Raw genomic sequence first — 22,430 nt, forward strand, 5'->3', positions numbered from 1 at the left:
TCGCAGTCAAAACAGCGCCAGTTGATCCCCGACCTGTGCCGGTTTTCGAAACCGATCGCAACGCAACGGCGCGGTCGGGCCATCCAGCCCGTGGCGTCGCGCCGCGGCCCGAAACCGTTTCCCGATCATCTCGGCATAGGGTCCTTCGCCCCGCATCCGGTGACCCCACCGGGCGTCATAGTCCTTGCCGCCGTGCATCTCGCGCAGCCGGGCCATCACCTTGGCCGCGCGCCCCGGTTCATGTTCGGCCAGCCATTCCTGCCACAACGGCGATACTTCACGAGGCAAACGCAGCATGATCCAGCTGGCCGCATCGGCCCCCGCCTCTGCCCCGGCAGCCAGCAGCGACTCGATCTCGTGATCGGTCAGACCGGGTACGATCGGCGAGGTCATCACCCGCACCGGAATACCCGCCCGCACCAGCCTGCGGATGGTCAGCAGCCGCCGGTCGGGCGATGGCGCGCGCGGCTCCATCCGACGGCTCAGTCCGGCATTCAGCGTCGTCATCGAAATTCCGACCCGCGCCAGCCCCCGCGCCGCCATTGGTGCCAGAATATCGATATCGCGCTCAATCAGCGTGCCCTTGGTGACAATCGCCACCGGATGGTTGAACCGTGCCAACACCTGCAGGCAGGCGCGCATGATTTCGTGCTCCTTCTCAATCGGTTGATAGGGGTCCGTGTTGGTCCCGACCGCAATCGGGGCCACCAGATACCGCCTGGAGCGCAGTTCGCGATCAAGCACCTCGGCGGCATTGGGCCGCGCCACCAGCCGGGTTTCGAAATCCAACCCGGGCGACAGCCCAAGATAGGCATGGCTGGGTCGCGCAAAACAGTAGACACACCCGTGTTCACAGCCGCGATAGGGGTTGATCGAGCGATCAAACGGCAGGTCAGGCGAGCGGTTCCAGGTGATCAGGCTGCGCACCCGTTCCTCGCTGACCTGTGTGCAAAATCCATCCCGCTCCTCGGCGATCTCCCAACCGTCATTCTCTTCGGTGCGCGACAGATCGAACCGCCCGCTGGCATTGCTGACCGCCCCGCGCCCGCGACGCCGCGCCTTGTCGATTTCCGTTTCCGATTGCATACGCCTAAAATAGAACATTTGATGAACATCATCAACAACTCGATAATTTCCATGCAAGAACTTCATTATCAATCGCCCGAATTCGACAGTATAGGTCGGTTGCAGCGCCGCCGATGTCGCAATCAACGCAGTTAAAACGCGACCTTTTGGCAAAAAGAACCGCAGGACGGACATCCGGGGGTCTTCCCCGCACATCAAGGAATCGCACGCATGTCGGAAGAAGATGACATCATCCTGTCGGAACTGGACGACGAAGAACTGGTCCAACAGATGTTCGACGACCTTTATGACGGTCTGCGCGAAGAGATCGAGGAAGGCGTCAACATTCTTCTGGCGCGCAATTGGGCCCCCTATGACATCCTGACCAAAGCCCTGGTTGGAGGCATGACCATCGTCGGGGCCGACTTCCGCGACGGTATCCTGTTTGTACCCGAGGTGCTGCTCGCCGCCAACGCGATGAAGGGCGGCATGGCGATTCTCAAGCCGCTGCTGGCCGAAACCGGCGCCCCACGTGTCGGCAAGATGGTGATCGGAACCGTCAAGGGCGACATTCACGACATCGGCAAGAACCTGGTCAGCATGATGATGGAAGGCGCCGGTTTCGAGGTGGTCGACCTGGGCATCAACAACCCGGTTGAAAACTATCTGGAAGCGCTGGAAACCGAACAGCCCGATATCCTGGGCATGTCCGCCCTGCTGACCACCACCATGCCGTATATGAAAGTGGTCATCGACACGCTGATCGAACAGGGCAAGCGCGAGGACTACATCGTGCTGGTGGGCGGTGCGCCGCTGAACGAGGAATTCGGCAAGGCCATCGGGGCCGATGCCTATTGCCGCGATGCGGCCGTGGCCGTGGAAACGGCCAAGGACTTCGTCGGTCGCAAGCACAACAGCCTGAGCGCCTGAGCCATGGTGCGGCGGCGCAGCGCCGACCGCCCTGCCCGGCGGGCGTCCGCGCGCCCGCCCACCGGAACTACTCTGGATGACCAAAGCCTGACCGAAGCGGGGCTTGCCGCGCCGACGCGAAAATCGGGGCGGATCCTGCTGATCGCCTGCGGCGCGCTGGCCCGCGAAATCCTGCAGCTGAAGAAACAAGGCGGTTGGGATCACATGGATCTGACCTGCCTGCCCGCCATCCTGCACAATCACCCCGACCAGATCACCGCCTCGGTCGAGGCCCTGATTGGCAGGAACAGCGCCATCTACGACAAGATCTATGTGGTCTATGCGGATTGCGGCACCGGCGGCCAGCTGCAACAGGCCTGCGACCGGCTGGGCGTGGAAATGGTGCAGGGTCCGCATTGCTATTCCTTCTACGAAGGCAACGACCGTTTCGCACAACATCTGGACGATGAAACGACGGCGTTTTACCTGACAGACTTCCTGGCCCGACAGTTCGACTCTTTCATCTGGAAACCGCTGGGGCTGGACCGGCATCCGGAATTGCGCGAGATGTATTTCGGCAATTACACCAAGCTGGTCTATCAGGCCCAGACCGACAATCCGGAATTGACCGCCCGCGCGCAGGGCTATGCCAACCGGCTGGGGCTGGAGTTCGAGCGGCGCGTGACCGGTTTTGGCGATCTGCAGACCACGCTCGCCGCATGGGCGGACCGCTCCTGACGCGACGCGGGCCGAGCCGTCTGGCCGCGATGCGCAACCGGTGCCATAGTGCCGGAATCGACTCAACCGGCACAAGGCGCAGACACATGCCCGACCAGCAGACGATACGCGACGGCGAACAGAGCGTCGAGACGGACCACCCGACCGATGCGGCGCTTCGGTTCATCGGGCGCATCAACACGCCGTGGAGGCGACGCGCGGATTGCCCGCGTCAGGGCCGCCCGGATGGACCCGAATGCACGATCGAGATCTTTGAGCCCTGGGGGCCGGCGCTGCGCGGACTGGAAAGATATGACCGGATAGAGGTGCTCTATTGGCTGCACCACTCGCGGCGCGATCTGGTGCTGCAAAACCCGGCCCATGACGGGCAGTTGTTCGGCACCTTTGCACTGCGCTCGCCGGTGCGGCCAAATCCGATCGGTACGGCAATGGTGTCGCTGGTGGCACTCCAGGGGCTTCTGCTGACCGTGCGGGGGCTGGACTGTCTGGACGGAACGCCGCTGGTCGATATCAAACCGGATCGCTGCGCCTTTTCACCCAAGGCCCCGCCCAAACCGGGGTCGTAAAAGCCACCCGATCGTCACGCGTGTTCGCCCGCCACGGTGCGGATACGCTCGATCATGGCGCGCAATCCGTTGCTGCGCTGTGCAGACAGATGATCGTTCAGCCCCAGCCGTGCCAGTTGCGCCCGCGCATCGACGCCGGGGACCTCGGACACCGGCAGACCGTTGTACAGGCTGCGCAGCACCGCGATCAGACCGCGTACGATCATCGCGTCACTTTCGCCGTCAAACCGGAACACGCCGTCTTCGATGGTCGGATGCAGCCACACCTGACTGGCGCAGCCATGGACCCTGGTCGCGGGAACCTGCAGCGCCGGATCCAGCGGTTCCATAGTCTTGCCGCGCTCGATCACATAGCGATAGCGATCTTCCCAGTCCTCCAGGAACTCGAAATCCTCGACAATCTCTTCGAATTCGGCGCGGGCCATACGGTTTTCCCCAAATCTGTGCGTGTGTTTGAGGTATGACGCCCACCCGCGCCTGTCCAGCCCCGCCTTGCGCCTTTTCAACCGACACCGCATAAGGTAGTCGAAAGACAGGCAGTTCCAATCGGCGAGATAGCATGAAGACGACCCTAACAATTCTGCTGGCGACCAGCCTGGCCCTGTCCGCCTGTGGCTGGCGCGATTCGCGCATCAACCCGTCGAACTGGGGACCGGGAGAATCGGTTGACGTGGCCAACCCGTCCGCGGTGAACCCGTTGATCCCGGCCAAACGCCAGGGGCTGTTCAGCAGAAGCAAGGACGATGCGGCGGACAATTCGGTGCTGATCGCCTCTGTCACCAAGCTCAGCATCGAACAGACGCCCGCCGGATCCATCATCCTGGCCGAAGGACTGGCCAGTCGCCAGGGGGTCTATGGTGCCGAACTGCGACCGACCGATCCCGGCTCTGAGGTCAAGGATGGCGTTCTGCAACTGGAATTCCGGGTGAGCTATCCCGAGTATAACACCCCGGTCGGCAGCGACCGCACGCGCCAGGTGGTCGAAGCCTATTCCGTCACCAGCCAGCAGATGCGGGGCGTGCACCAGGTGCAGGTCCGCGGCGCACAGAACGCAATGGAATCGCGACGCCGCTAAAGTCGGCCAGACCCGCCTTACAGATCGACGACAACCACGGACTGCCCCTGCGCCGCCAAGCCGATCCTGCCATCGCACAACCGCAGCGCATCGTCGCCGAAAACCTCGCGCCGCCAGCCTGACAGCGCCGGCACATCGCGCATTCCGGCGGCGATGGCGTCCAGATCCGCACTGGGGGCGATCAGCTTGGCCGCCACGCCCGAACTTTCCGTCTTGGACTTGAGCAGCACCCGCAACAGATCCGCCAGCGCCGGATTGACCTGCAATTTCTCGCGGCTGCGGTCCGGTTTGGGCATCTGATCGGGCGGGCAGTCCAGCCCGCGCGTAACCGCCGCAAGGATCCCGTCGGCAATCGCACCACGCCGCGCCTCGCGCAGCAACAGCCGAAGCCCGCCCAGATCGGATGCGGTCCTGGGCTTCATCGACGCGATTTCGACCAGCGCATCGTCCTTGTAGACCCGGTTGCGTGGAATATTGTTTTCCTGCGCATGCCGTTCACGGAACGCCGCCAGCTCGCGCACCACGGCGAGAAAACGCGGCGAATTGGTCCGCGTCTTGACCCGGTTCCACGCCTCGTCGGGTTGAATGTCATAGGTCGCCGGGTTGGTCAGGATCCGCAACTCTTCGGCAACCCAGCGCGCGCGATTGGTCTTTTCCAGCTCAGCGGCGAGGAATTCATAGATCTGCCGCAGATGGGTGACATCGGCCAGCGCATATTTCTTCTGCGCGTCGCTCAGCGGGCGGCGGGACCAATCCGTGAACCGGCTGGATTTGTCCACCGAGGCCTGCGCAATCTTGCGCACCAATGTCTCGTAACCGACCTGCTCGCCAAAGCCGCAGACCATCGCCGCCACCTGGGTGTCAAAAAGCGGCTCGGGAAAAACATGTGCCTCGACCCAGAAGATTTCCAGATCCTGCCGCGCGGCATGAAACACCTTGACCACACCGGTATCGCGGAACAGGTCGTACAGCGGCTCCAGCGACAGGCCGTCGGCCAGGGGATCAACCAGAACCGCGTTGTCGTCCGTCTTGCCCGGCATGGCCAGCTGTACCAGACACAGTTTCGAATAATACGTCCGCTCACGCAGGAACTCGGTGTCCACCGTCACATAGGGTTGCTGCTGTGCCAGGGCGCAAAACGCGGCCAGGTCCTCGGTGGTGGTGATGGTCTTCATGTGGATTTTTCTGTTTCTTATTTATGCGTTGCACGTGAAAGAGGCCGGGTCGGGCCCTCACAGTTCTGTCATAATCCAATCCACGCCGATTGAAAACCACGGTCCTCCGGACAGCGTGTCAACCCAGATCGATCGGCGTATGGTCGCCGGTTGCGAACCGCCGCAGCACCAGCGGGTACAGCCGGTGTTCCTGTACCAGCACCCGCGCGGCGAGGGTGTCAGGCGTGTCATCCGCCAGCACCGGCACCCGCGCCTGTCCCAGGACCGGCCCGTCGTCCAGCTCGGCCGTCACCTCATGCACGCTGCAGCCGTGTTCGCCGTCGCCCGCCGCCAGCGCGCGGGCATGGGTGTTCAGCCCCCTGTATTTCGGCAACAACGACGGGTGAATGTTCAACATCCGCCCCTGCCAGCGCGACACAAAGCCCCCTGTCAGGATGCGCATGAACCCGGCACAGCAAACGATATCGGGCCGCGCGGCCTCAAGCGGTTTCATCAGCTCGGCTTCGAATGCCGCGCGGTCGCCCTGAAACGGGCGGTGATCCACCACAGCCGTCGGCACCCCGCGCTGCGCCGCCTTGGCCAAACCGCCCGCCTGCGCCTCGTTGGACAGCACCAGACAAGGCCGCGCCGGATGGTCGCCGACCATACTGTCCAGCAGCGCAACCATATTGGAGCCACCGCCGGAAATCAGGATCGCAACCCGCTTGTGACTCAACGCAGCGAACCCGTGTAGGCAACCCCAGGCCGGTCGGTCACGGTGCCGATGCGATACACCGTCTCACCGGCCTGCGTCAGCAGATTGCCCAACACCTCGGCGCGATCCGCCTGAACCGCCAGGATCATGCCGATGCCGCAGTTGAACGTCTTGAGCATCTCGGCTTCGGCCATGCCGCCGACACCGGCCATCCAGTCAAACACCCCCGGCAGTGTCCAGCTGTCCAGATCGATGGTCGCGCCAAGATCTTCGGGCAGAACCCGCGGCAGGTTTTCCGTCAACCCGCCACCGGTGATATGGGCCAGCGCATGCACCCCCCCGGCCCGCACCGCCGCCAGCGCCGGGCGCACATACAGCCGCGTCGGCGTCAGCAAGGCCGCACCCAGTGTCCCGGCAGCCCAGGGGCAGCCCGCCTCCCAGTCCAGCCCCGACAGCTCTACCAGCTTGCGTACCAGCGAATAGCCGTTGGAATGCACCCCGTCGCTGGCCAGCCCCAGCAGCACATCCCCTTGCGCCACACCTTCGGGCAAGGCCGCGCCGCGCTCCATCGCGCCAACCGAGAACCCGGCCAGATCGAAATCGCCCGGCGGATACATCCCCGGCATTTCCGCCGTCTCGCCGCCGATCAGCGCACAACCCGATGCCGCGCACCCATTGGCGATGCCTTCGATGATCCGCGCGGCGGTGTCGGTATCCAGCTTGCCGGTGGCGAAATAGTCCAGAAAAAACAGCGGCTCGGCCCCCTGGCACACCAGGTCGTTGACGCACATCGCCACCAGATCGATACCGACGCCGTCCACCACACCGGTGTCGATCGCAATGCGCAGCTTGGTCCCCACCCCATCGGTGGCCGCCACCAGAATGGGATCGTCATACCCGGCCCCCTTCAGATCAAACAGGGCGCCGAATCCGCCAAGCCCGCTCATCACGCCGGGCCGGACGGTGCGTTTGGCCGCCGGTTTGATCCGTTCGACCAGCGCGTTGCCCGCGTCGATATCCACCCCCGCCTCGGCATAGGTGATCCCGTTCTTTCCGGTGCTCATGGGGCAATCCTCTTTGTCGCGTGCGCGCGGGCCTCTTTGCTCGCTTGCGCGCGGGCCTAGTGCATTGCGCGCCGGCTTGCAACACAGATGCTCTTGTCGCGCGCCCTCTTGACCTCCCCGCCCATCGTGATACCCAATCTCCGAGACGGGCCTGACGCTCTTGTTTGCGAAGAGCGGATCGCCTCTGTTGCCTCGGCTGGGGACCGGCTCCCGGTTGTTGGGCATACACTTGACGATGGGTTGATCCAGACGACCGGCCTTTGGCCCTGAGACTGGAAAACCGCGACGATCCTTGCTGACAGGGCTTGCCAATTAACCCGCCAGCAAGAAATACGGTCAGAACATCGACCGCCCTTGGCGTTGTGACGGCATTGCTGTACTCAACGCCTGCTCCTGGGGGATTAGCTCAATTGGTTAGAGCAGAGCGCTCATAACGCTTTGGCTGGGGGTTCAAGTCCCTCATCCCCTAGGTGAGCCCCACAAATAGGTGAGCCCCACAAATCCCTGTCCTGTGTTTGGCCTTTTGGTCCGTTTCGCTGCGCCCGATGGGGGGGGCCCGCCGACCATACCCAGCATGCTGAACTGCGACAGGTTTCCATTTGCTAGCGCATTAAAGATGAATGCACCGCCCCCCAGAGGGGGAAGGAAACCGTGGAAGAACACCGCAAGATATTGATTTATAAAATTAAACTGGTGCGGGCGGTGGGACTCGAACCCACACGGGCACAAGGCCCAACAGATTTTAAGTCTGGTATGTCTACCATTCCATCACGCCCGCGTCAGTTTCCCTAGTAGAGCAGACCGGCCTTTGGCCTCAACCCCCGATTTTCATCCAGGCGTCAGCGCCGCAACCGCGCCGCGATCTGTTGGGACAGGGTCAGCAGCGCCGCGCTGGTGGCCTGGGCCACGGCAACGGGCGTGTTTCCGCTCAGCGGTTGCAGGATCTGGAACCGGTTGATCGACTCGCGCACCGCCTGATCGGGGGCGGCGATGGAATATTGCCCGGACAGTTCGAACTGCCCGTCCGCCCGCGCCACCATGCGTTCGATCCGGGTATCGATCCGCACGTCCGGATAGGCATCCAGCGGCCAGGGCTCTCCCGCAACCGTCGCCGTCGTGACCGTGTCCAGGTTGCGCGCCAGCGCCAGGGTCACGGCCCGCATCGGATCGTCGGCCCAGATCGCCCCCTTGAGCGGAAACAAAGCGCCATCTTCGGATTGCAGCATGATCTCCGAGGCCGACGCATAGTCCGGCAAGGTCACATCGCGCACTTCGATGCGCGACACCGGAACCCGCGTCCGTTGTTGCGTCGCCGGAGTGTCGAGCATATAGCGCCCCGCCGTTTCACCACAAGCGACAAGCGACAAGGGGAGGGCGGCAAACAGGCAGGCACGAAACAGGGCGGTCATGGCATCACTTTCCGAACAGGAGTGAGTTGGGGCTGCGTTCGATCGATCGCGTCAATGCCGTGATCGACCGCGCGGCGGCACGAACCTCGCGCAGCATAGACAGAGTTTCGGCGTTAAAGTCCGACCGGTCCCCATAGGCCGCGACCAACCCCTCGGCCCGCGCAACCAGCTGATCCAGACGCGCGGTCAGCTGCGGCAGATTCGCCGTTGCGCGTTCCAGCGATTCGGTGGCCGAACGGGCCGAGGCCAGCGCCGCATTGGTATTGGCCACCGCCCCGCCTTCGCGCAGTTCGCTCAGCAAGATGCGCATCTCGTCCAGCGACGCATTCAGCGACGCCGGCAACGCACGGGCGGCATCGGTGTCGATCAATGCATCGGCGCTTTGCAACAGCCCGGTTGCCGAATCGACCAGATCCTGCAGCGGCAGATCGCGGGCCTTGGCGGCGACCGCCCGCACATCCTCCACCAGCGCCGGCACCTCCTGCGAGGCCAGCGAAATATTGGCCATCGCCACATCGGCGCTCTCCAGAACGGACACCAGCCGGGCCACCACGCCGTCCTGACGGATCTGGGCAATCGTGTCGCGCAGCTCTTCCACCGTCTGACGCAAATCCCCCGGCAGCGCCTGGATGTCTTCGCTGGCCACCAGATCGCGGGTCTTGTCCAACAGTTCGACCACCGATTTCGGCACCTCGCGCAACTCCTTGTTCGAGGCAAAGGATTCGACCGTGGCCAGCGTGCTGATCGCCTGCTGGATCAGATCCTCGATCTTCAGCGCATTGACCCGTTTCATCACGCCTTCCAGCGTTGCGTTGACGTCCTGCAGGTCGGATTCGACGCTGGGAACCAGCGGATAGGGTTTGGCATCGGGCTCCAACTCGGCCGGTTTCGCATCCTCGACCTCGGCAAATTCTACAATCAGCGACCCGCTCAGCAGATTGGCTTTGGTCAGCCGCGCACGCACGCCCGACGCCACCGCCGCTTCCAGGAATTCGAGCACATCGGGCAGAGTCGCGCTGGCCTGCAGTCCCAGCAGTTTCGGGTCGATGTCCAGGCTGACCAGCTGGTGAACCTCCATCTGGCGGTCCTCGCCGGTGACAAAGGCCGAAATCGCCCCCACTTCACCGATTTTGACCCCCTTGTAAAACAGCGCGCTGCCGGTGGTCAGACCGGACACGCCGCCGACAAACACGGTCCCCACCGTTATGGTATTGGACGACACCCGCGAAAAGGCGTTTTCGCGGGCCACGGTTTCATCGTCATACAAATCGTAGACCTGCCCGGTCTTTACCGGCTGACCACCAGTGAAAAAAGTGTTGAATGCGACCCCTCCGCTGATCAGCGCGGCCAGGCTGCCCACATCGAGCTTGAGCCCACCGGCCCCCAGCGAAACCGAAAACCCCGACGCGTTCCAGAACCGGGTGGCGGTGGTCAAAAGCCGGTCATGCGGTGCCTCGATAAAGGCCTCGACCAGCACCACCGCGCCGGAAGCGTCCAGCCGGGGTGTCTCGGTGCGGCCCACCCGAACGCCACGGTAAAACACCGGGGACCCTCCGGTAATCGCCTGGCCATCCCCTGCACGCAGGGTGACGCGCGTGCCCTTTTCGTTGGGATCGACCAGAGGTTGCTCTTCCAGCCCCTTGAATTGATCCTGCGGCGCGCCCGGAGTCTTGTCCCAGGTGCCTTCGATATAGACACCCGACAGCACCGTGGACAGGCCCGAAACCCCCTCGGCGGTGACCTTGGGTTGCACGACCCAAAACTGCGCGCTGTCGTCCAGAAACGGCGCAACGGTCTTGTCGATCCGCGCCGAGACAACAACCCGCGCCAGATCGCTGGAAAAGCCGACCTTTTCGACCACCCCGATCGCCACGTCGCGATATCGTACCGCGGTTTCCCCGGCTGTAACTCCGGCGGCGTTCTCGAAATCGATCCTGATCAGGATCCCCCGCTCGGAAAAAGTCCGCCAGGCAACCGCCAGCGACACCGCCAGCGCCAGCACCGGGATCAGCCAGACAATCGACACGTTGCGCCAGGGCGAGCGTTTCGGCGCCTGTACCTGCATTTCGGCGGCCCCTATGCCGGGGGTCGACGGGTCTGTCATTGGGTCCATGCCTTGTGCGGCATCATGTGTCTTCAGCCTCGTCCGCGTCCCAGATCAGTCTGGAGTCAAAGCTTTGGGCAGAAAGCATGGTGAATGCAACCGACAAGGCGAACGAAACCGCCGCGATTCCCGGATGGATGCTGGCAACAAACTGAAACTGCACCAGCGACGACAGGATCGCCACCACAAACACATCGATCATCGACCAGCGCCCGATGAACTCGACCATCTCGTACAGGTGCTGGCGGGCCAACCCGCCGCGGCCCCGGCCCCGGCGGAACTGCACACTATAGGCCAGAAAGGCGATGGCGATGAATTTGCAGATCGGAATTACAACCGATGCGGTGAACACGATCACGGCAACCGAATAGGATTGGTAATCGATCAGCTCGATCACCCCGCCGACAATGGTGCTGCTCAGCTCGTGACCCATGGTGGTGGTTTTCAGCATGGGATATAAATTGGCCGGGATATAGGCAATCAAACCCGCCAGCCACCAGGCCCAGACCCGTTGCAGGCTGGTCTCGTCCCGGCTGCTCAGACGCGCACCGCAGCGGCGGCACCGCGCCTGCGTGGCCCGATACACCCGCCCGCATCCGGTACAGGCCACCAGCCCGGCGTCCCGCGCCGTCAGAACCTGCGCCGCAGATCCCGCCCGGTGCGCATCGCCGCGCGCGGCGGGGGCCTGTGCTGGCAATCCGGCATCCGCTGTCATCGGCTGCGCTCTTCTATGGTTTTCCAGACCGTCAGCTTGCACATGAACGTGTCTTTCAGGGTTGTCACCACAACCAGCGCGGCAAAGGCCCAAAACGCCGTTCCCAGCGATATGGTCGCCATGCCGCCGATCTTGACCAATGCAACGGCGGTGCCGAGAATAAAAATCTCGGCCATCGCCCAGGGTTTCAGAGATTGCGCCACCCGAAACGCCAGCGCCGCGTGGCGGGCCGGGGCATGGCCGATCATCATCGGACCAATCGCATACAGAATCGCAATCAACCGCACCGTGGGCAACACCACGATCAGCGCCGCGACAGCAAAGGACAGCGGCAGCAGCAGCCCGTCGGAAAAGGCCATCACGGTGTCATAGATCGAACTGTGCTGCGACAGCCCATGGGTGCTGAGATCGAGAAACGGAAAAAACACCGCCGCCACCATCAGGATCAGTGCCGTCGCCGCCAACATGACAATGCGCGTCATCGCCCCGGCCCGCGGTGCCATCAGGACCGTATGACACCGGCGGCACCGCGCCTGGGATCCGTCCGGCACATCGGTCTCGTAATGCAGTGCATCACAGGACGGACAGGCAATCAGCCCGTTCAGGTCAGGGCACTCAACCCGGTCTGTCGTCATCGCTTGGCTCACCGATCGGTCTCCTGACACGCGGCAGACAGTGACGGTTTCCGGCCCGCCGCGCAACCGCCCTGCAACCGTCAGATATCCTGACCCCGCGGGGCCAGCGGGCCACCCGGCGCGGCCAGTCCGCGTTCAGGCAGCCAGGGGTTCAGGTCCAGCGCCCGCGCCATGTCGATGCGCGCTTCGTCCATCCGGCGGAGCCCCATCAGGGTCAGCGCCCGTCCGGCAATCGCGGCGATGTGATCCGGCGACAGGGCGATGGCCCGGTCCAGATCGCTCAGCGCCGCAGGGAAATCCTGTCGCAGAAAACGGACAAAGGCGCGCTGGTTATAGCCCTCGGCATAGTCCGGGCAATAGTCCACCAACCGGTTCAGCACCGTGATCGCGCCCAGAAAATCATAGGCCGCGCGCCGCTCCATCCCCTGATCCAGCATCTCCTGCGCCACCGCGTCGGGGGCATCGGTCCACATCTCCCACATCTGGGTGGTGATCCGCCGCGCCTCGGTCTCGGTTTCGGCCTGCCGCACCTGCGCGACCAGGTCCTGCATCCGCGCGGCATGGTCCGGTGCCTGCGGGCAGCCCTGCGCCATCGCCATCCCGCCGGTCAGGGCAACACAGATCAGCAGGGTCGGAAGCCGGGTATACATAGCACCATGCTGCCGCCATCCGCGCCCCGGTCAAGTCACATTTCCGAGCGGTCCCAGCGACGCATCCTCTTTCACCGCCTGCATCGCCACATAGGTCGAGGTGCCGGACACATGCGGCAAAGTCGATATTTTTTCGGCCAGAACAATGCGATACTCGGTCATCGACCGGGTTCGGACTTTCATCAGATAGTCAAAGTTTCCGGCTATCAGATGCACCTGCTCGATTTCCCCGATCCGGGCCACCGCCGCGTTGAAGGCCGCCAGCGCCGCCTCGCGCGTATCCTTCAGCCGCACCTCGACAAAGGCCACATGATCCAGCCCCAGCCGGATCGGATCGATCAGCGCCCGGTAGCCGGTGATCACCCCGTCGGCCTCCAGCCGCCGCAGCCGCGCCTGGGTGGGCGATTTGCTCAACCCGATTCGCCGCGCCAGATCGGCTATGCTGATGCGCCCGTCCTCGGCCAGCACCGCCAGTATCTTGTGATCGAACCCGTCCAGAACCGGCCAGTCCACTTGCATCGTATTTCCCCTAATTTTCGGTCCAAAAGACTTTGATCCCGGTATGTTCAGGACAATGAACCGGCATTTCCCTTCTATACTGCACACATAACCCGGAGACCAGACATGCCCCATAACACCGCCCTGCGCCTGCAGATCGACGCCGGCAAATTCACCGACGAAGCCGCCGCGATCGACCGTCTGATCGCCCAGGCCAACCTGAGCGATGCCGACCGGGCCGCCATTTGCGCGTCAGGCGCAGATCTGGTGCGCAATATCCGCGCCAGCGCCGCGCCGGGGCTGATGGAGGTCTTTCTGGCCGAATACGGCCTGTCCACCGACGAAGGCATCGCGCTGATGTGCCTGGCCGAAGCCCTGCTGCGGGTGCCGGATGCCGACACCATCGACGCGCTGATCGAAGACAAGATCGCACCAAGCGACTGGGGCAAGCATCTGGGCCATTCCTCGTCCTCGCTGGTCAATGCCAGCACATGGGCGTTGATGCTGACCGGCAAGGTGCTGGATGACGACGCCCCCAGCCCGGTGCGCGCCCTGCGCAGCGCCGTCAAACGTCTGGGCGAGCCGGTGATCCGCACCGCCACCACCCGTGCGATGAAGGAAATGGGCCGCCAGTTCGTGCTGGGCGAAAACATCGGTGCGGCGATGAAACGCGCCGCCGGGATGGAAGAAAAAGGCTATACCTACAGCTATGACATGCTCGGCGAAGCCGCCCGCACCGAAGGCGACGCCGCGCGCTATCACCTGTCCTATTCCCGCGCCATCACCGCCATTGCCACCGCCTGTACCGATGACGACATTCGCTCCAACCCCGGTATTTCGGTGAAACTCTCGGCGCTGCACCCACGATACGAGGTGGCGCAAGAGGCCCGCGTGATGTCCGACCTGGTGCCACGTCTGCGCTCGCTGGCGCTGCTGGCGAAATCCGCGGGCATGGGGCTGAACGTGGACGCCGAAGAGGCCAACCGCCTCGCCCTGTCGCTCGACGTGATCGACACCGTGCTCAGCGAGCCCGCCCTGGCAGGCTGGGACGGATTCGGCGTGGTGGTTCAGGCCTATGGCCCGCGCGCCGGCATCGTGATCGACACGCTGTATGACATGGCCAACCGCCATAACCGCCGCATCATGGTGCGTCTGGTCAAGGGCGCCTATTGGGACACCGAGGTGAAACGCGCCCAGGTCGATGGCATGGACGCCTTCCCGGTCTTTACCCGCAAACCGGCGACCGATGTGTCCTATATCGCCAATGCCGGTAAATTGCTGGGCATGACAGACCGGATCTATCCGCAGTTCGCCACCCACAATGCCCACACGGTGGCCGCGATCCTGCACATGGCCACCGACCCGCAGCTTTACGAGTTCCAGCGCCTGCACGGCATGGGCGAGACCCTGCACCAGATCGTCAAGACCCGGAACACCACCCGTTGCCGCATCTATGCCCCGGTCGGAGCGCATCGTGACCTGCTGGCCTATCTGGTGCGCCGGCTGCTGGAAAACGGCGCCAACAGCTCGTTTGTGAACCAGATCGTCGATGAAAACGTGCCGCCGGAAACCGTGGCCGCCGATCCGTTTCTGGCGGTGCGCGCCGACACCCCGCCGCTGCCCACCGGTGCCCAGCTCTATGCGCCCGAGCGCCCCAACTCGCGCGGGTTCGACCTGACCCACGCGCCGACGCTGGAACGGATCGAAGCCGCCCGCGCGCCGTTCCGCGACCATCACTGGACTGCCGCGCCAATCCTGGCCGGCCCCTCCGCGCCCGAGGCCGGTGCGGCCGTGATCAACCCCGCAAACGGGACGCACACCGGCACCGTGGCCCCGACCAGCGTCGCGGACGTGCAAACCGCCCTGTCCCATGCGCACCCCTGGGATGCCCCCGCCAGCGCACGGGCCGAGATCCTGAACCTGGCCGCCGATCTCTACGAAGAGAACTTTGGCGAAATCTTTGCGCTCCTGACCCGCGAGGCCGGAAAATCGCTGCTCGACGGCGTCGCCGAACTGCGCGAGGCGGTGGATTTCCTGCGCTACTATGCCGCCAACATCCCCGATGCGGCGCCTGCGGGCCTTTTCACCTGCATCAGCCCGTGGAACTTTCCGCTGGCGATCTTCTCGGGTCAGATTGCCGCCGCGCTGGCCACCGGCAACGCCGTGCTGGCCAAACCGGCGGAACAGACGCCGCTGATCGCCCATCTGGCCGTCACGCTGCTGCACCGCGCCGGGGTGCCCGCCACCGCCCTGCAACTGCTGCCCGGCAGCGGCATGGTGGGCGCGGCACTGACCTCGGATGCGCGCATCAATGGCGTGGCCTTCACCGGCTCGACCGCAACGGCGATGAAAATCCGCGCCGCCATGGCTGACAACCTGACCCCCGGCGCGCCGCTGATCGCGGAAACCGGTGGCCTCAACGCGATGATCGTGGATTCCACCGCCCTGCCCGAACAGGCCGTGCAGGCGATTGTCGAAAGCGCCTTTCAATCCGCCGGTCAACGCTGTTCCGCCCTGCGCTGCCTCTATGTGCAAGAGGACATCGCCGACGATGTGCTGACCATGCTCAAGGGCGCGATGGACGCGCTCGGCCTGGGCGATCCGTGGCCCCTGTCCACCGATTCCGGCCCCGTCATCGACCAGCTGGCCCAGACCGGCATCCGCACCCATGTGGATGTCGCCCGCAACGAGGGCCGGGTGCTCAAGGAGCTGTTCGCCCCTGCGGGCGGCACTTTTGTCGCCCCGACATTGATCTCGATCGACGGCATCGGCGATCTGGAACGGGAAATCTTTGGCCCGATCCTGCATGTCGCCCGGTTCAAATCCGGCGACCTCAACAAGGTGATCGCCGACATCAACGCCACCGGCTATGGGCTGACCTTCGGGCTGCACACCCGCATCGACGACCGGGTGCAGCACGTGACCGACGCGATCCACGCGGGCAACATCTATGTCAACCGCAACCAGATCGGGGCCATCGTCGGCAGCCAGCCCTTTGGCGGCGAGGGCCTGTCGGGCACCGGCCCCAAGGCGGGCGGGCCGAACTATATGCCGCGCTTCTGCGCCCCGGACCGTCAGCAGGCCGATGGCGGCTGGGACCGCGCATGCACCAGGCTGCCCGCCCCCTCGACCGCCGCCAAACCCCCGGCGGCCCAAATCCTGCCCGGTCCCACCGGCGAATCCAACCGCCTCAGCTTTGTGCCCCGCGCCCCGCTGCTGTGCATGGGTCCGGGGCCAGAGACCGCCGAGGCCCAGGCCGCCGCCGTGCAGGCCCTGGGGGGCCGCTCGATCCGCGCCGATGGCCAGATCGATCCGGACACGCTGACCGGCATCATCGACATCGCCGGTGTGCTGTGGTGGGGCGACGACAGCACCGGGCGCGCCATCGAACAGGCGCTGGCCCGGCGCGACGGCCCGATCGTCCCGCTGATCCCCGGCAAACCCGACCTCGCCCGCGCGATGGGCGAACGCCACGTCTGTGTCGACACCACCGCAGCAGGCGGCAACGCCGCCCTGCTGGGCGGCATGGCCTGAGACACCACGCCCGCCGCGCGCCCTGTGTGAGCGGCGGGTTTGGGTCCAAATCGCCGCTGCTGGCTTTGCCGCAAAGCACAAAACCCATACAGTTATGAAAATTCGTGTGGTGGAGGGCTATTGATGGCTGAAAGCAACGATAACGATAACGATAATTTGGAACGCTGGGTTCAAACTTTCAACAAGGGTCATGGCTATGCGGGCGTTTTCAATTCCGATACCAAGGACGATATGCGCATTGTGGAACGAAGCACCATCGAGGAATGGCGCGTGTCAATCGAAATGGAATTTGGCATCGTATCGGACACACCGCAGCCCAATCCCGATGATCCGCCCGATTTCTTCGTTTCAATCGGGGGCCAGCAGTTAAATGTTGAACTTGTTCAGATGGTTGAGCAAGAATACAAACAAAGGGCTGCAAATGATGAAACGCCATTTTCGGGCCAGTTGTTTCAGGATATGCAATGGTCGAGAGAGAGATTCGTTTCGAAGTTAAATGAGCTGATTGCCAACAAAGGCAAGAAGTACGAGAAAGCTGGAGTGAGAATCGATGTGCTACTCATTCACACAGCCGAGCCATGGCTAACTTCGACCGAAGCGCAGGCATGGCTCGAAGTTGAAGAAATCATGCCTCATCCGAGTATCCGCAGTGCTTCACTACTCTTCGACTATGAACCTGGCAGGGGCGTAGATCATTGGCCAGTTCTTACTGTCTGTGGTGAGCTAATTCAGAAATCCTAGGACGGCTGAGACGAGCAAATCAGTCATGCGTCGCCCCCCTGCGCGCGCGCCAACCCCTTGACCTCGCCTCGGTTTCTCGCCAGCGTTCCGCCATGTTTCCGATCCGCGATCATAACCCGTCGGGGCGCACGCCCTATGTCGTCTACGCCCTGGTGGCGGCCAACGTCATGATCTTTCTCAGCCAGCTCGGCACCATGCAGGACAACTACGCCCTGTCCCGGCTCTATTTCGACTATGCCATCATCCCCGCCCGCATCAGCAACGGCGAGGGATTCATGACCCTGGTCAGTTCCATGTTCCTGCATGGCGGCTGGATGCACCTGGCCGGCAACATGCTGTTCCTGTGGATTTTCGGCGACAATCTCGAAGACGAGATGGGCCACCTCCCGTTTCTGGCCTTCTATTTCGCTTGCGGCCTTGGCGCCGGTCTGGTGCATGTTCTGGCCGCACCGGGGTCGATGATTCCCACGGTCGGCGCGTCGGGCGCAATCGCGGGCGTGATGGGGGGCTACCTGCTGCTGTATCCGCAGGCCCGGGTCGACGTGATCCTGATCCTGATCGTATTCTTCCGCATCTTTCCGATCCCGGCCTGGATCGTGTTGGCGGTCTGGTTCGCGATGCAGTTCATCGGCGGGCTTGGGGCCAATCCGGACACCGGCGGGGTGGCCTATTGGGCCCATGCGGGCGGTTTTCTCGTCGGGCTGGCGCTGACCCTGCCCCTGTGGCTGCGGCTCGGCGCGCAAGGGTTCTGGCGGCAGACCCACGGCCATCCTCCTCACCCCGAGGCGCGCTATCGGGTCGGTGCCAGCCGGATCCCGAGAATCAGACGCAAATAGGTCCACCCGAACCGGGTGGGCCGCCTCATTGTCTCACTGAAAATTTCACCGCCAGTGGGTTTGCCCCACAGCCGGCGCTATACGCGGATCACCTTGGCAAACCCGTCGAAAATCGCCTCGTTGGCACAGATCACTTCGCCGTCCGACAGAATGTCACCGCCCGGCTGAATCGGCTGGATCAGCCCACCGGCCTCGCGCACGATGATCACCCCCGCCGCCAGATCCCAGGCCTTCAACCGCCGCTCCCAGTAGCCGTCGTACCGCCCCGCCGCGACATAGGCCAGGTCCAGCGCCGCCGACCCCCAGCGCCGCACCCCGGCACAGGCCGGCAGCAGCCGCGCCAGATCCTTCAGCGTTTCAGGCAGATCCGCCCGGCCCGCAAACGGCAGGCCGGTGGCAAAGATGCTCTCGATCATCTTGTGACGCCCGGAGACCCGCAGACGGGTGTCGTTCATCCAGGCCCCGGCCCCCTTTTCGGCAAAGAACATCTCGTCCTTGGCGGCGTCAAACACCACACCCGCAACCACCTCGCCCTTGTGCTCCAGCGCAATCGACACCGCCCAATGCGGCAGCCCGTGCAGGAAATTGGTGGTGCCGTCCAGCGGGTCGACAATCCAGCGCCGTGTCGGGTCCTGCCCGTCCACCGGCGCGCTTTCCTCTCCGACCCAGCCATAGGTCGGGCGCGCGCCCATCAACTCGTCGCGGATGATCTTTTCCGCCGCAACATCGGCCTTGGACACAAAATCCCCGGCGCCCTTCATCGACACCTGCAGGTTCTCGACCTCGCGGAAATCCTTGACCAGCGACCGGCCCGCCTTGCGTGCCGCCTTGATCATCACGTTCAGATTCGCACTGCCTACCATGTCTTGGGCTCCTGTCGGGTCAGGCCGCGCGTATACGCGCCACGCCCACCATTGCCAACCCATTTGACAGCCCCCGCTGCCGCGTGCCGCAGCGTAAGCCCGCGCCCCCCTTGCCAAGCCCGCCGCACACCGGCACCGTCCGGCCAAATTCACCACTCCGGAGACTCAGCCGATGACCGAACAGATGCACCGTATCGCCCTAGCCAGCCGCCCCGAAGGCGCCCCGACACCCGAAAATTTCCGCTATGAGGCCCAGCCGATGCCGGCACCCGGCGACGGCGAGGTGCTGATCAAGGTCCATTACATGTCGCTGGACCCGTATATGCGCGGCCGCATGAGCGACGCCAAATCCTATGCCGCGCCGGTGCCGATCGGCGGCACAATGGAAGGCGGCGGCGTCGGCGAGGTGATCGCCTCAAACAGCCCGGACTTCGCCCCCGGCGATTTCGCCTTTGGCATGCTGGGCTGGGCCACCCACGCGGTGCAACCGGCGAAGATGCTGCGCAAGCTGAACCCGGCGCATGGCCCGATCACCGCCGCGCTGGGGGTGCTGGGCATGCCCGGCTTCACCGGTTGGCAGGGGCTGATGGAATTTGGCCGCCCCAAGTCGGGCGAAACCCTGGTGGTTGCCGCCGCCACCGGCCCGGTCGGCTCGATGGTCGGTCAGGTTGCCAAATCGCTGGGCCTGCGCACGGTCGGCATCGCTGGCGGCGCGGATAAATGCAAACTGGCCACCGAAAAATTCGGCTTCGACGCCTGCCTGGATCACCGCGCCTATGACAGCGCGTCCGATCTGCGCAAGGCGCTGGCCGCCGAATGCCCCGATGGCATCGACATCTATTTCGAAAACGTCGGCGGCAAGGTGCTGGAAGCGGTTCTGCCCCTGATGAACCTGTTCGGTCGCATCCCGCTCTGTGGCATGATCGCGGGCTATAACGACGGCAACGTGGTCGGCAATATGACCGGAGCCGAGATCTGGCGCGCGGCGCTGGTGAAATCGCTGTCGATCAACGGCTATATCATCAGCAATCACTGGGACAGCTATCCCACCTTCCTCGGTGAAATCGGCCCCAAGGTCGCGGCGGGCGACATCGCTTATCTCGAAGATATCGCCGAAGGCCTGCAAAACGCGCCGCAGGCGTTCATCGGCCTGCTGCAAGGCAAGAACCTCGGCAAGCAGATCGTCAAGGTGGCCTGAGCCCGCCATGTCGCCGCAGCCGCCCGACACCTGCACCGTTCAGGGCCTGTTCACCGGCAGGGTCCGGCCCCGCTGGCCGGACAGGCCCGCCTCGGCGATCCACAAGACCGCCGTGGCGGCACCGCAAACCCTGACGCCGACCGGGTTTCAGGCCGATCAGCAGGCCGATCTCGCCGTGCATGGCGGGGCGGACAAGGCGGTGCATCACTATGCGGCCGACCACTATGCCGACTGGCAATCCGAGGGGCTGATCGCGCCCGGCACCACGCCTGCCGCCTTTGGCGAAAACATCTCGACCCTCGGGCTGGTGGAAACCAATGTCTGCATCGGCGATATCTTCCGTCTCGGAACCGCGCTGGTGCAGATCTCGCAGGGCCGCCAACCCTGCTGGAAACTCAATGCCCACACCGGGCAGGATCGCATGGCCTATCTGTTCCAGAAAACCCGCCGCACCGGGTGGTATTACCGGGTGCTGGAAACCGGCCAGGTTGCGCCGGGCGACAGCATCGCCCTGCAAGAACGGCCCAACCCCCACTGGAGTGTCGCCGAGGTGACCCATGCCCGCCTGACCCACCGGATCGCCCCCGATCGGGCGCTTGCCCTGTCGCGGGTTGCCGAACTGGCCCAGGGCTGGAGCGCGGCCTTCGCCCGCATGGCAACGGGCGACGGCGCCGAAGACACCGGCCCCCGCCTGACCCCGCCCAAGTCATAGAGTTCGTGCATAGCCCGGGGTCGGGCGCGCGTATGGACGCAGCATGTACAGGGTATGTACGGGTTGCCATATTCGCATTTCCCGACAAACAGGGGCTTAGCCCGAGATTCCCGAATCCGGTGCAGATCCGGTTTCGCGCGGCTCACACCGCCTGCAATTTACGCGCCTCGACACGGGCCAGCTCGATCAGGTTCTGCACGAACGGCTTGTCGCGATCCTCGCTCCGGATCGCCGCATACAGCCGCCGGGTCAGGCCCTGTTCGGTCAGCGGGCGGGTGACGTAATCGGACGAATATTTCACCTCGCGCACCACCCAGTCGGGCAACACCGACACCCCCCGGTTTGACGCCACCAGCAACAGAATCACCGCCGTCAGTTCGACCTGCCGGATCGTGGCCGGTTCCACCTTGGCCGGGATCAAAAGCTGGCTGAACACGTCCAGACGGCTGCGCTCGACCGGATAGGTGATCAGCGTCTCGCCCCGGAAATCCGCCGCCTCGATCCAGGGTTTCGCGGCCAGCGGATGCGCCGCTGCAGCCACAAAAACCGGCGCGTAATCGAACAGTTCGACGAATTCCACACCGGGCAGGTCCTCGGGATCCGACGACACCACCAGATCAACCTCTTCCTTTTTCAGCGCCGGCAGCGCGTCAAAGGCCAAACCGGGACGAATGTCCACATCCACATCGGCCCAGTTCTTGCGAAACCCTTCCAGCACCGGAAACAGCCATTCGAAACAGGCGTGGCATTCGATGGCGATATGCATCCGCCCGGTCTTGCCGTCGCGCAGATTGCCGAACTCGGCCAGCGTCGCCTCGACCTGCGGCAGCACCTGCTCGGCCAGCCGCAACAGCCGGAACCCCGCCGGCGACAGGGTCATCGGTTTGGAACGCCGCACAAACAGCTCGACCCCCGCCTGATCCTCGAGCCCCTTGATCTGATGGCTCAGCGCGCTCTGGGTGATGTTCAACTGATCCGCGGCACGGGCCAGCCCGCCAAAATCGTGAATGGCCTTGATCGTGCGCAGATGTCGGAATTCTATATGCATGTCCGCCTATCTCTCGCCGCGTCTCATCGCCGAAATCTTCTTGTCGGTATTATATTGGCTCAGCGCGTAAACCGCCCAGATCGCAGCCGGAATCCACCCGATCAGGGTGATCTGCAACAGCAGACACAATATCCCCTGAAAAGGCCGCCCGATGGTAAAGAACACCAGAAAGGGCAACAGGATCGCAATTATCAGTCTCAT

General features: G+C 63.8%; 23 protein-coding genes and 2 tRNA genes. 10 read left to right on the forward strand and 15 right to left on the reverse strand.

Annotation, left to right across the window (positions count from 1 at the left end; genetic code table 11):
• Positions 1-6: 6 nt before the first annotated feature.
• Positions 7-1,104, reverse strand: a complete 1,098-nt coding sequence (locus NANH_RS0107875; protein WP_245601421.1) for a PA0069 family radical SAM protein — start codon at positions 1,102-1,104, stop codon at positions 7-9.
• Between the two features lie 192 nt (positions 1,105-1,296).
• On the opposite strand from NANH_RS0107875, the gene NANH_RS0107880 reads away from it, so the two are divergent.
• The 3 genes from NANH_RS0107880 to tsaA all read left to right on the forward strand — a co-directional run bounded on the left by NANH_RS0107880 (position 1,297) and on the right by tsaA (position 3,278).
• Positions 1,297-1,995 carry a corrinoid protein gene (locus NANH_RS0107880; RefSeq protein ID WP_027261533.1) on the forward strand — a complete coding sequence of 233 codons (699 nt, stop codon included), beginning with the start codon at positions 1,297-1,299 and terminating at the stop codon, positions 1,993-1,995.
• Between the two features lie 3 nt (positions 1,996-1,998).
• Positions 1,999-2,712, forward strand: coding sequence for a DUF1638 domain-containing protein (locus NANH_RS0107885; protein WP_027261534.1), 714 nt, complete (start codon positions 1,999-2,001; stop codon positions 2,710-2,712).
• An 86-nt stretch (positions 2,713-2,798) separates the two neighbouring features.
• Entirely contained in the window at positions 2,799-3,278 is a 480-nt protein-coding gene (gene tsaA / locus NANH_RS0107890) for a tRNA (N6-threonylcarbamoyladenosine(37)-N6)-methyltransferase TrmO (RefSeq protein WP_027261535.1), read from the forward strand.
• A gap of 14 nt (positions 3,279-3,292) precedes the next feature.
• Here tsaA and NANH_RS0107895 read toward each other — a convergent pair whose 3' ends face one another.
• Positions 3,293-3,703, reverse strand: coding sequence for a SufE family protein (locus NANH_RS0107895; protein ID WP_027261536.1), 411 nt, complete (start codon positions 3,701-3,703; stop codon positions 3,293-3,295).
• A gap of 134 nt (positions 3,704-3,837) precedes the next feature.
• Between NANH_RS0107895 and NANH_RS0107900 the strand changes: the two genes are divergently transcribed.
• Positions 3,838-4,353 (forward strand): hypothetical protein, encoded by a 516-nt coding sequence (locus NANH_RS0107900; protein ID WP_027261537.1) that lies wholly within the window; start codon positions 3,838-3,840, stop codon positions 4,351-4,353.
• A gap of 17 nt (positions 4,354-4,370) precedes the next feature.
• Here NANH_RS0107900 and rnd read toward each other — a convergent pair whose 3' ends face one another.
• From rnd to purM, 3 genes are all read right to left on the reverse strand, one after another.
• Positions 4,371-5,528 (reverse strand): ribonuclease D, encoded by a 1,158-nt coding sequence (gene rnd / locus NANH_RS0107905; protein ID WP_027261538.1) that lies wholly within the window; start codon positions 5,526-5,528, stop codon positions 4,371-4,373.
• Between the two features lie 118 nt (positions 5,529-5,646).
• Positions 5,647-6,243 (reverse strand): phosphoribosylglycinamide formyltransferase, encoded by a 597-nt coding sequence (gene purN / locus NANH_RS0107910; protein WP_027261539.1) that lies wholly within the window; start codon positions 6,241-6,243, stop codon positions 5,647-5,649.
• A complete protein-coding gene (gene purM, locus NANH_RS0107915) occupies positions 6,240-7,286 on the reverse strand; it encodes a phosphoribosylformylglycinamidine cyclo-ligase (protein ID WP_027261540.1) in 1,047 nt (348 codons plus the stop codon). The genes purN and purM overlap by 4 nt, the downstream gene beginning before the upstream one ends.
• Before the next feature lie 395 nt (positions 7,287-7,681).
• Here purM and NANH_RS0107925 point away from each other — a divergent pair.
• Positions 7,682-7,755, forward strand: a tRNA-Ile gene (locus tag NANH_RS0107925).
• A 222-nt stretch (positions 7,756-7,977) separates the two neighbouring features.
• On the opposite strand, the gene NANH_RS0107930 is transcribed toward NANH_RS0107925, so the two are convergent.
• From NANH_RS0107930 to NANH_RS0107960, 7 genes are all read right to left on the reverse strand, one after another.
• Positions 7,978-8,064: transfer RNA gene (locus NANH_RS0107930), tRNA-Leu, on the reverse strand.
• 61 nt (positions 8,065-8,125) lie between these two features.
• Complete coding sequence (locus NANH_RS0107935; RefSeq protein ID WP_027261542.1) at positions 8,126-8,695, reverse strand: PqiC family protein; 570 nt, start codon at positions 8,693-8,695, stop codon at positions 8,126-8,128.
• Between the two features lie 4 nt (positions 8,696-8,699).
• Entirely contained in the window at positions 8,700-10,799 is a 2,100-nt protein-coding gene (locus tag NANH_RS0107940; RefSeq protein WP_027261543.1) for an MlaD family protein, read from the reverse strand.
• Positions 10,800-10,821: 22 nt separating this feature from the next.
• Positions 10,822-11,514: a paraquat-inducible protein A gene (locus tag NANH_RS0107945; RefSeq protein ID WP_081710444.1), complete on the reverse strand. Its 693-nt coding sequence runs from the start codon at positions 11,512-11,514 to the stop codon at positions 10,822-10,824.
• Positions 11,511-12,161, reverse strand: a complete 651-nt coding sequence (locus NANH_RS0107950; RefSeq protein ID WP_322786791.1) for a paraquat-inducible protein A — start codon at positions 12,159-12,161, stop codon at positions 11,511-11,513. Before NANH_RS0107950 ends, NANH_RS0107945 begins: the two co-directional genes overlap by 4 nt.
• A gap of 68 nt (positions 12,162-12,229) precedes the next feature.
• The gene (locus NANH_RS0107955; RefSeq protein ID WP_027261546.1) at positions 12,230-12,799 is read right to left on the reverse strand and encodes a tetratricopeptide repeat protein; all 570 of its coding nucleotides are present in this window, start codon (positions 12,797-12,799) and stop codon (positions 12,230-12,232) included.
• A gap of 30 nt (positions 12,800-12,829) precedes the next feature.
• Complete coding sequence (locus tag NANH_RS0107960) at positions 12,830-13,318, reverse strand: Lrp/AsnC family transcriptional regulator (protein WP_027261547.1); 489 nt, start codon at positions 13,316-13,318, stop codon at positions 12,830-12,832.
• Positions 13,319-13,423: 105 nt separating this feature from the next.
• On the opposite strand from NANH_RS0107960, the gene putA reads away from it, so the two are divergent.
• From putA to NANH_RS0107975, 3 genes are all read left to right on the forward strand, one after another.
• Entirely contained in the window at positions 13,424-16,831 is a 3,408-nt protein-coding gene (gene putA / locus NANH_RS0107965) for a bifunctional proline dehydrogenase/L-glutamate gamma-semialdehyde dehydrogenase PutA (RefSeq protein WP_027261548.1), read from the forward strand.
• A gap of 123 nt (positions 16,832-16,954) precedes the next feature.
• On the forward strand, positions 16,955-17,572 hold the full coding sequence (locus NANH_RS0107970) for a hypothetical protein (protein WP_027261549.1): 618 nt from the start codon (positions 16,955-16,957) through the stop codon (positions 17,570-17,572).
• Between the two features lie 92 nt (positions 17,573-17,664).
• Positions 17,665-18,408 (forward strand): rhomboid family intramembrane serine protease, encoded by a 744-nt coding sequence (locus NANH_RS0107975; protein ID WP_027261550.1) that lies wholly within the window; start codon positions 17,665-17,667, stop codon positions 18,406-18,408.
• 77 nt (positions 18,409-18,485) lie between these two features.
• Here the strand turns inward: NANH_RS0107975 and NANH_RS0107980 are convergent, their stop codons facing one another.
• A complete protein-coding gene (locus NANH_RS0107980; RefSeq protein WP_027261551.1) occupies positions 18,486-19,271 on the reverse strand; it encodes an inositol monophosphatase family protein in 786 nt (261 codons plus the stop codon).
• 172 nt (positions 19,272-19,443) lie between these two features.
• Here NANH_RS0107980 and NANH_RS0107985 point away from each other — a divergent pair, with 172 nt between their 5' ends.
• Positions 19,444-20,469 carry an NADP-dependent oxidoreductase gene (locus tag NANH_RS0107985; RefSeq protein WP_027261552.1) on the forward strand — a complete coding sequence of 342 codons (1,026 nt, stop codon included), beginning with the start codon at positions 19,444-19,446 and terminating at the stop codon, positions 20,467-20,469.
• Positions 20,470-20,476: 7 nt separating this feature from the next.
• Positions 20,477-21,181 carry an MOSC domain-containing protein gene (locus tag NANH_RS0107990; RefSeq protein ID WP_027261553.1) on the forward strand — a complete coding sequence of 235 codons (705 nt, stop codon included), beginning with the start codon at positions 20,477-20,479 and terminating at the stop codon, positions 21,179-21,181.
• A gap of 142 nt (positions 21,182-21,323) precedes the next feature.
• Here NANH_RS0107990 and NANH_RS0107995 read toward each other — a convergent pair whose 3' ends face one another.
• Positions 21,324-22,229, reverse strand: a complete 906-nt coding sequence (locus NANH_RS0107995; protein WP_027261554.1) for a LysR family transcriptional regulator — start codon at positions 22,227-22,229, stop codon at positions 21,324-21,326.
• A gap of 6 nt (positions 22,230-22,235) precedes the next feature.
• Positions 22,236-22,430 carry a YqaE/Pmp3 family membrane protein gene (locus tag NANH_RS0108000; protein WP_027261555.1) on the reverse strand — a complete coding sequence of 65 codons (195 nt, stop codon included), beginning with the start codon at positions 22,428-22,430 and terminating at the stop codon, positions 22,236-22,238.

Source organism: Sedimentitalea nanhaiensis DSM 24252 (assembly GCF_000473225.1).
Classification (GTDB): domain Bacteria; phylum Pseudomonadota; class Alphaproteobacteria; order Rhodobacterales; family Rhodobacteraceae; genus Sedimentitalea; species Sedimentitalea nanhaiensis.

Bases quoted from the DNA above. Each gene is read 5' to 3' on its own strand.
- NANH_RS0107955 (WP_027261546.1), bottom strand. From the start codon at position 12,799: ATGTATACCCGGCTTCCGACCCTGCTGATCTGTGTTGCCCTGACCGGC.
- NANH_RS0107885 (WP_027261534.1), top strand. From the start codon at position 1,999: ATGGTGCGGCGGCGCAGCGCCGACCGCCCTGCCCGGCGGGCGTCCGCG.
- rnd (WP_027261538.1), bottom strand. From the start codon at position 5,528: ATGAAGACCATCACCACCACCGAGGACCTGGCCGCGTTTTGCGCCCTG.
- NANH_RS0107940 (WP_027261543.1), bottom strand. From the start codon at position 10,799: ATGACAGACCCGTCGACCCCCGGCATAGGGGCCGCCGAAATGCAGGTA.
- NANH_RS0107960 (WP_027261547.1), bottom strand. From the start codon at position 13,318: ATGCAAGTGGACTGGCCGGTTCTGGACGGGTTCGATCACAAGATACTG.
- tsaA (WP_027261535.1), top strand. From the start codon at position 2,799: ATGCCCGACCAGCAGACGATACGCGACGGCGAACAGAGCGTCGAGACG.
- NANH_RS0107880 (WP_027261533.1), top strand. From the start codon at position 1,297: ATGTCGGAAGAAGATGACATCATCCTGTCGGAACTGGACGACGAAGAA.
- NANH_RS0107995 (WP_027261554.1), bottom strand. From the start codon at position 22,229: ATGCATATAGAATTCCGACATCTGCGCACGATCAAGGCCATTCACGAT.
- NANH_RS0107945 (WP_081710444.1), bottom strand. From the start codon at position 11,514: ATGACAGCGGATGCCGGATTGCCAGCACAGGCCCCCGCCGCGCGCGGC.
- NANH_RS0107900 (WP_027261537.1), top strand. From the start codon at position 3,838: ATGAAGACGACCCTAACAATTCTGCTGGCGACCAGCCTGGCCCTGTCC.
- NANH_RS0107985 (WP_027261552.1), top strand. From the start codon at position 19,444: ATGACCGAACAGATGCACCGTATCGCCCTAGCCAGCCGCCCCGAAGGC.
- NANH_RS0107895 (WP_027261536.1), bottom strand. From the start codon at position 3,703: ATGGCCCGCGCCGAATTCGAAGAGATTGTCGAGGATTTCGAGTTCCTG.
- NANH_RS0107990 (WP_027261553.1), top strand. From the start codon at position 20,477: ATGTCGCCGCAGCCGCCCGACACCTGCACCGTTCAGGGCCTGTTCACC.
- putA (WP_027261548.1), top strand. From the start codon at position 13,424: ATGCCCCATAACACCGCCCTGCGCCTGCAGATCGACGCCGGCAAATTC.
- NANH_RS0108000 (WP_027261555.1), bottom strand. From the start codon at position 22,430: ATGAGACTGATAATTGCGATCCTGTTGCCCTTTCTGGTGTTCTTTACC.
- NANH_RS0107935 (WP_027261542.1), bottom strand. From the start codon at position 8,695: ATGACCGCCCTGTTTCGTGCCTGCCTGTTTGCCGCCCTCCCCTTGTCG.
- NANH_RS0107975 (WP_027261550.1), top strand. From the start codon at position 17,665: ATGTTTCCGATCCGCGATCATAACCCGTCGGGGCGCACGCCCTATGTC.
- NANH_RS0107980 (WP_027261551.1), bottom strand. From the start codon at position 19,271: ATGGTAGGCAGTGCGAATCTGAACGTGATGATCAAGGCGGCACGCAAG.
- NANH_RS0107970 (WP_027261549.1), top strand. From the start codon at position 16,955: ATGGCTGAAAGCAACGATAACGATAACGATAATTTGGAACGCTGGGTT.
- purM (WP_027261540.1), bottom strand. From the start codon at position 7,286: ATGAGCACCGGAAAGAACGGGATCACCTATGCCGAGGCGGGGGTGGAT.
- NANH_RS0107875 (WP_245601421.1), bottom strand. From the start codon at position 1,104: ATGTTCTATTTTAGGCGTATGCAATCGGAAACGGAAATCGACAAGGCG.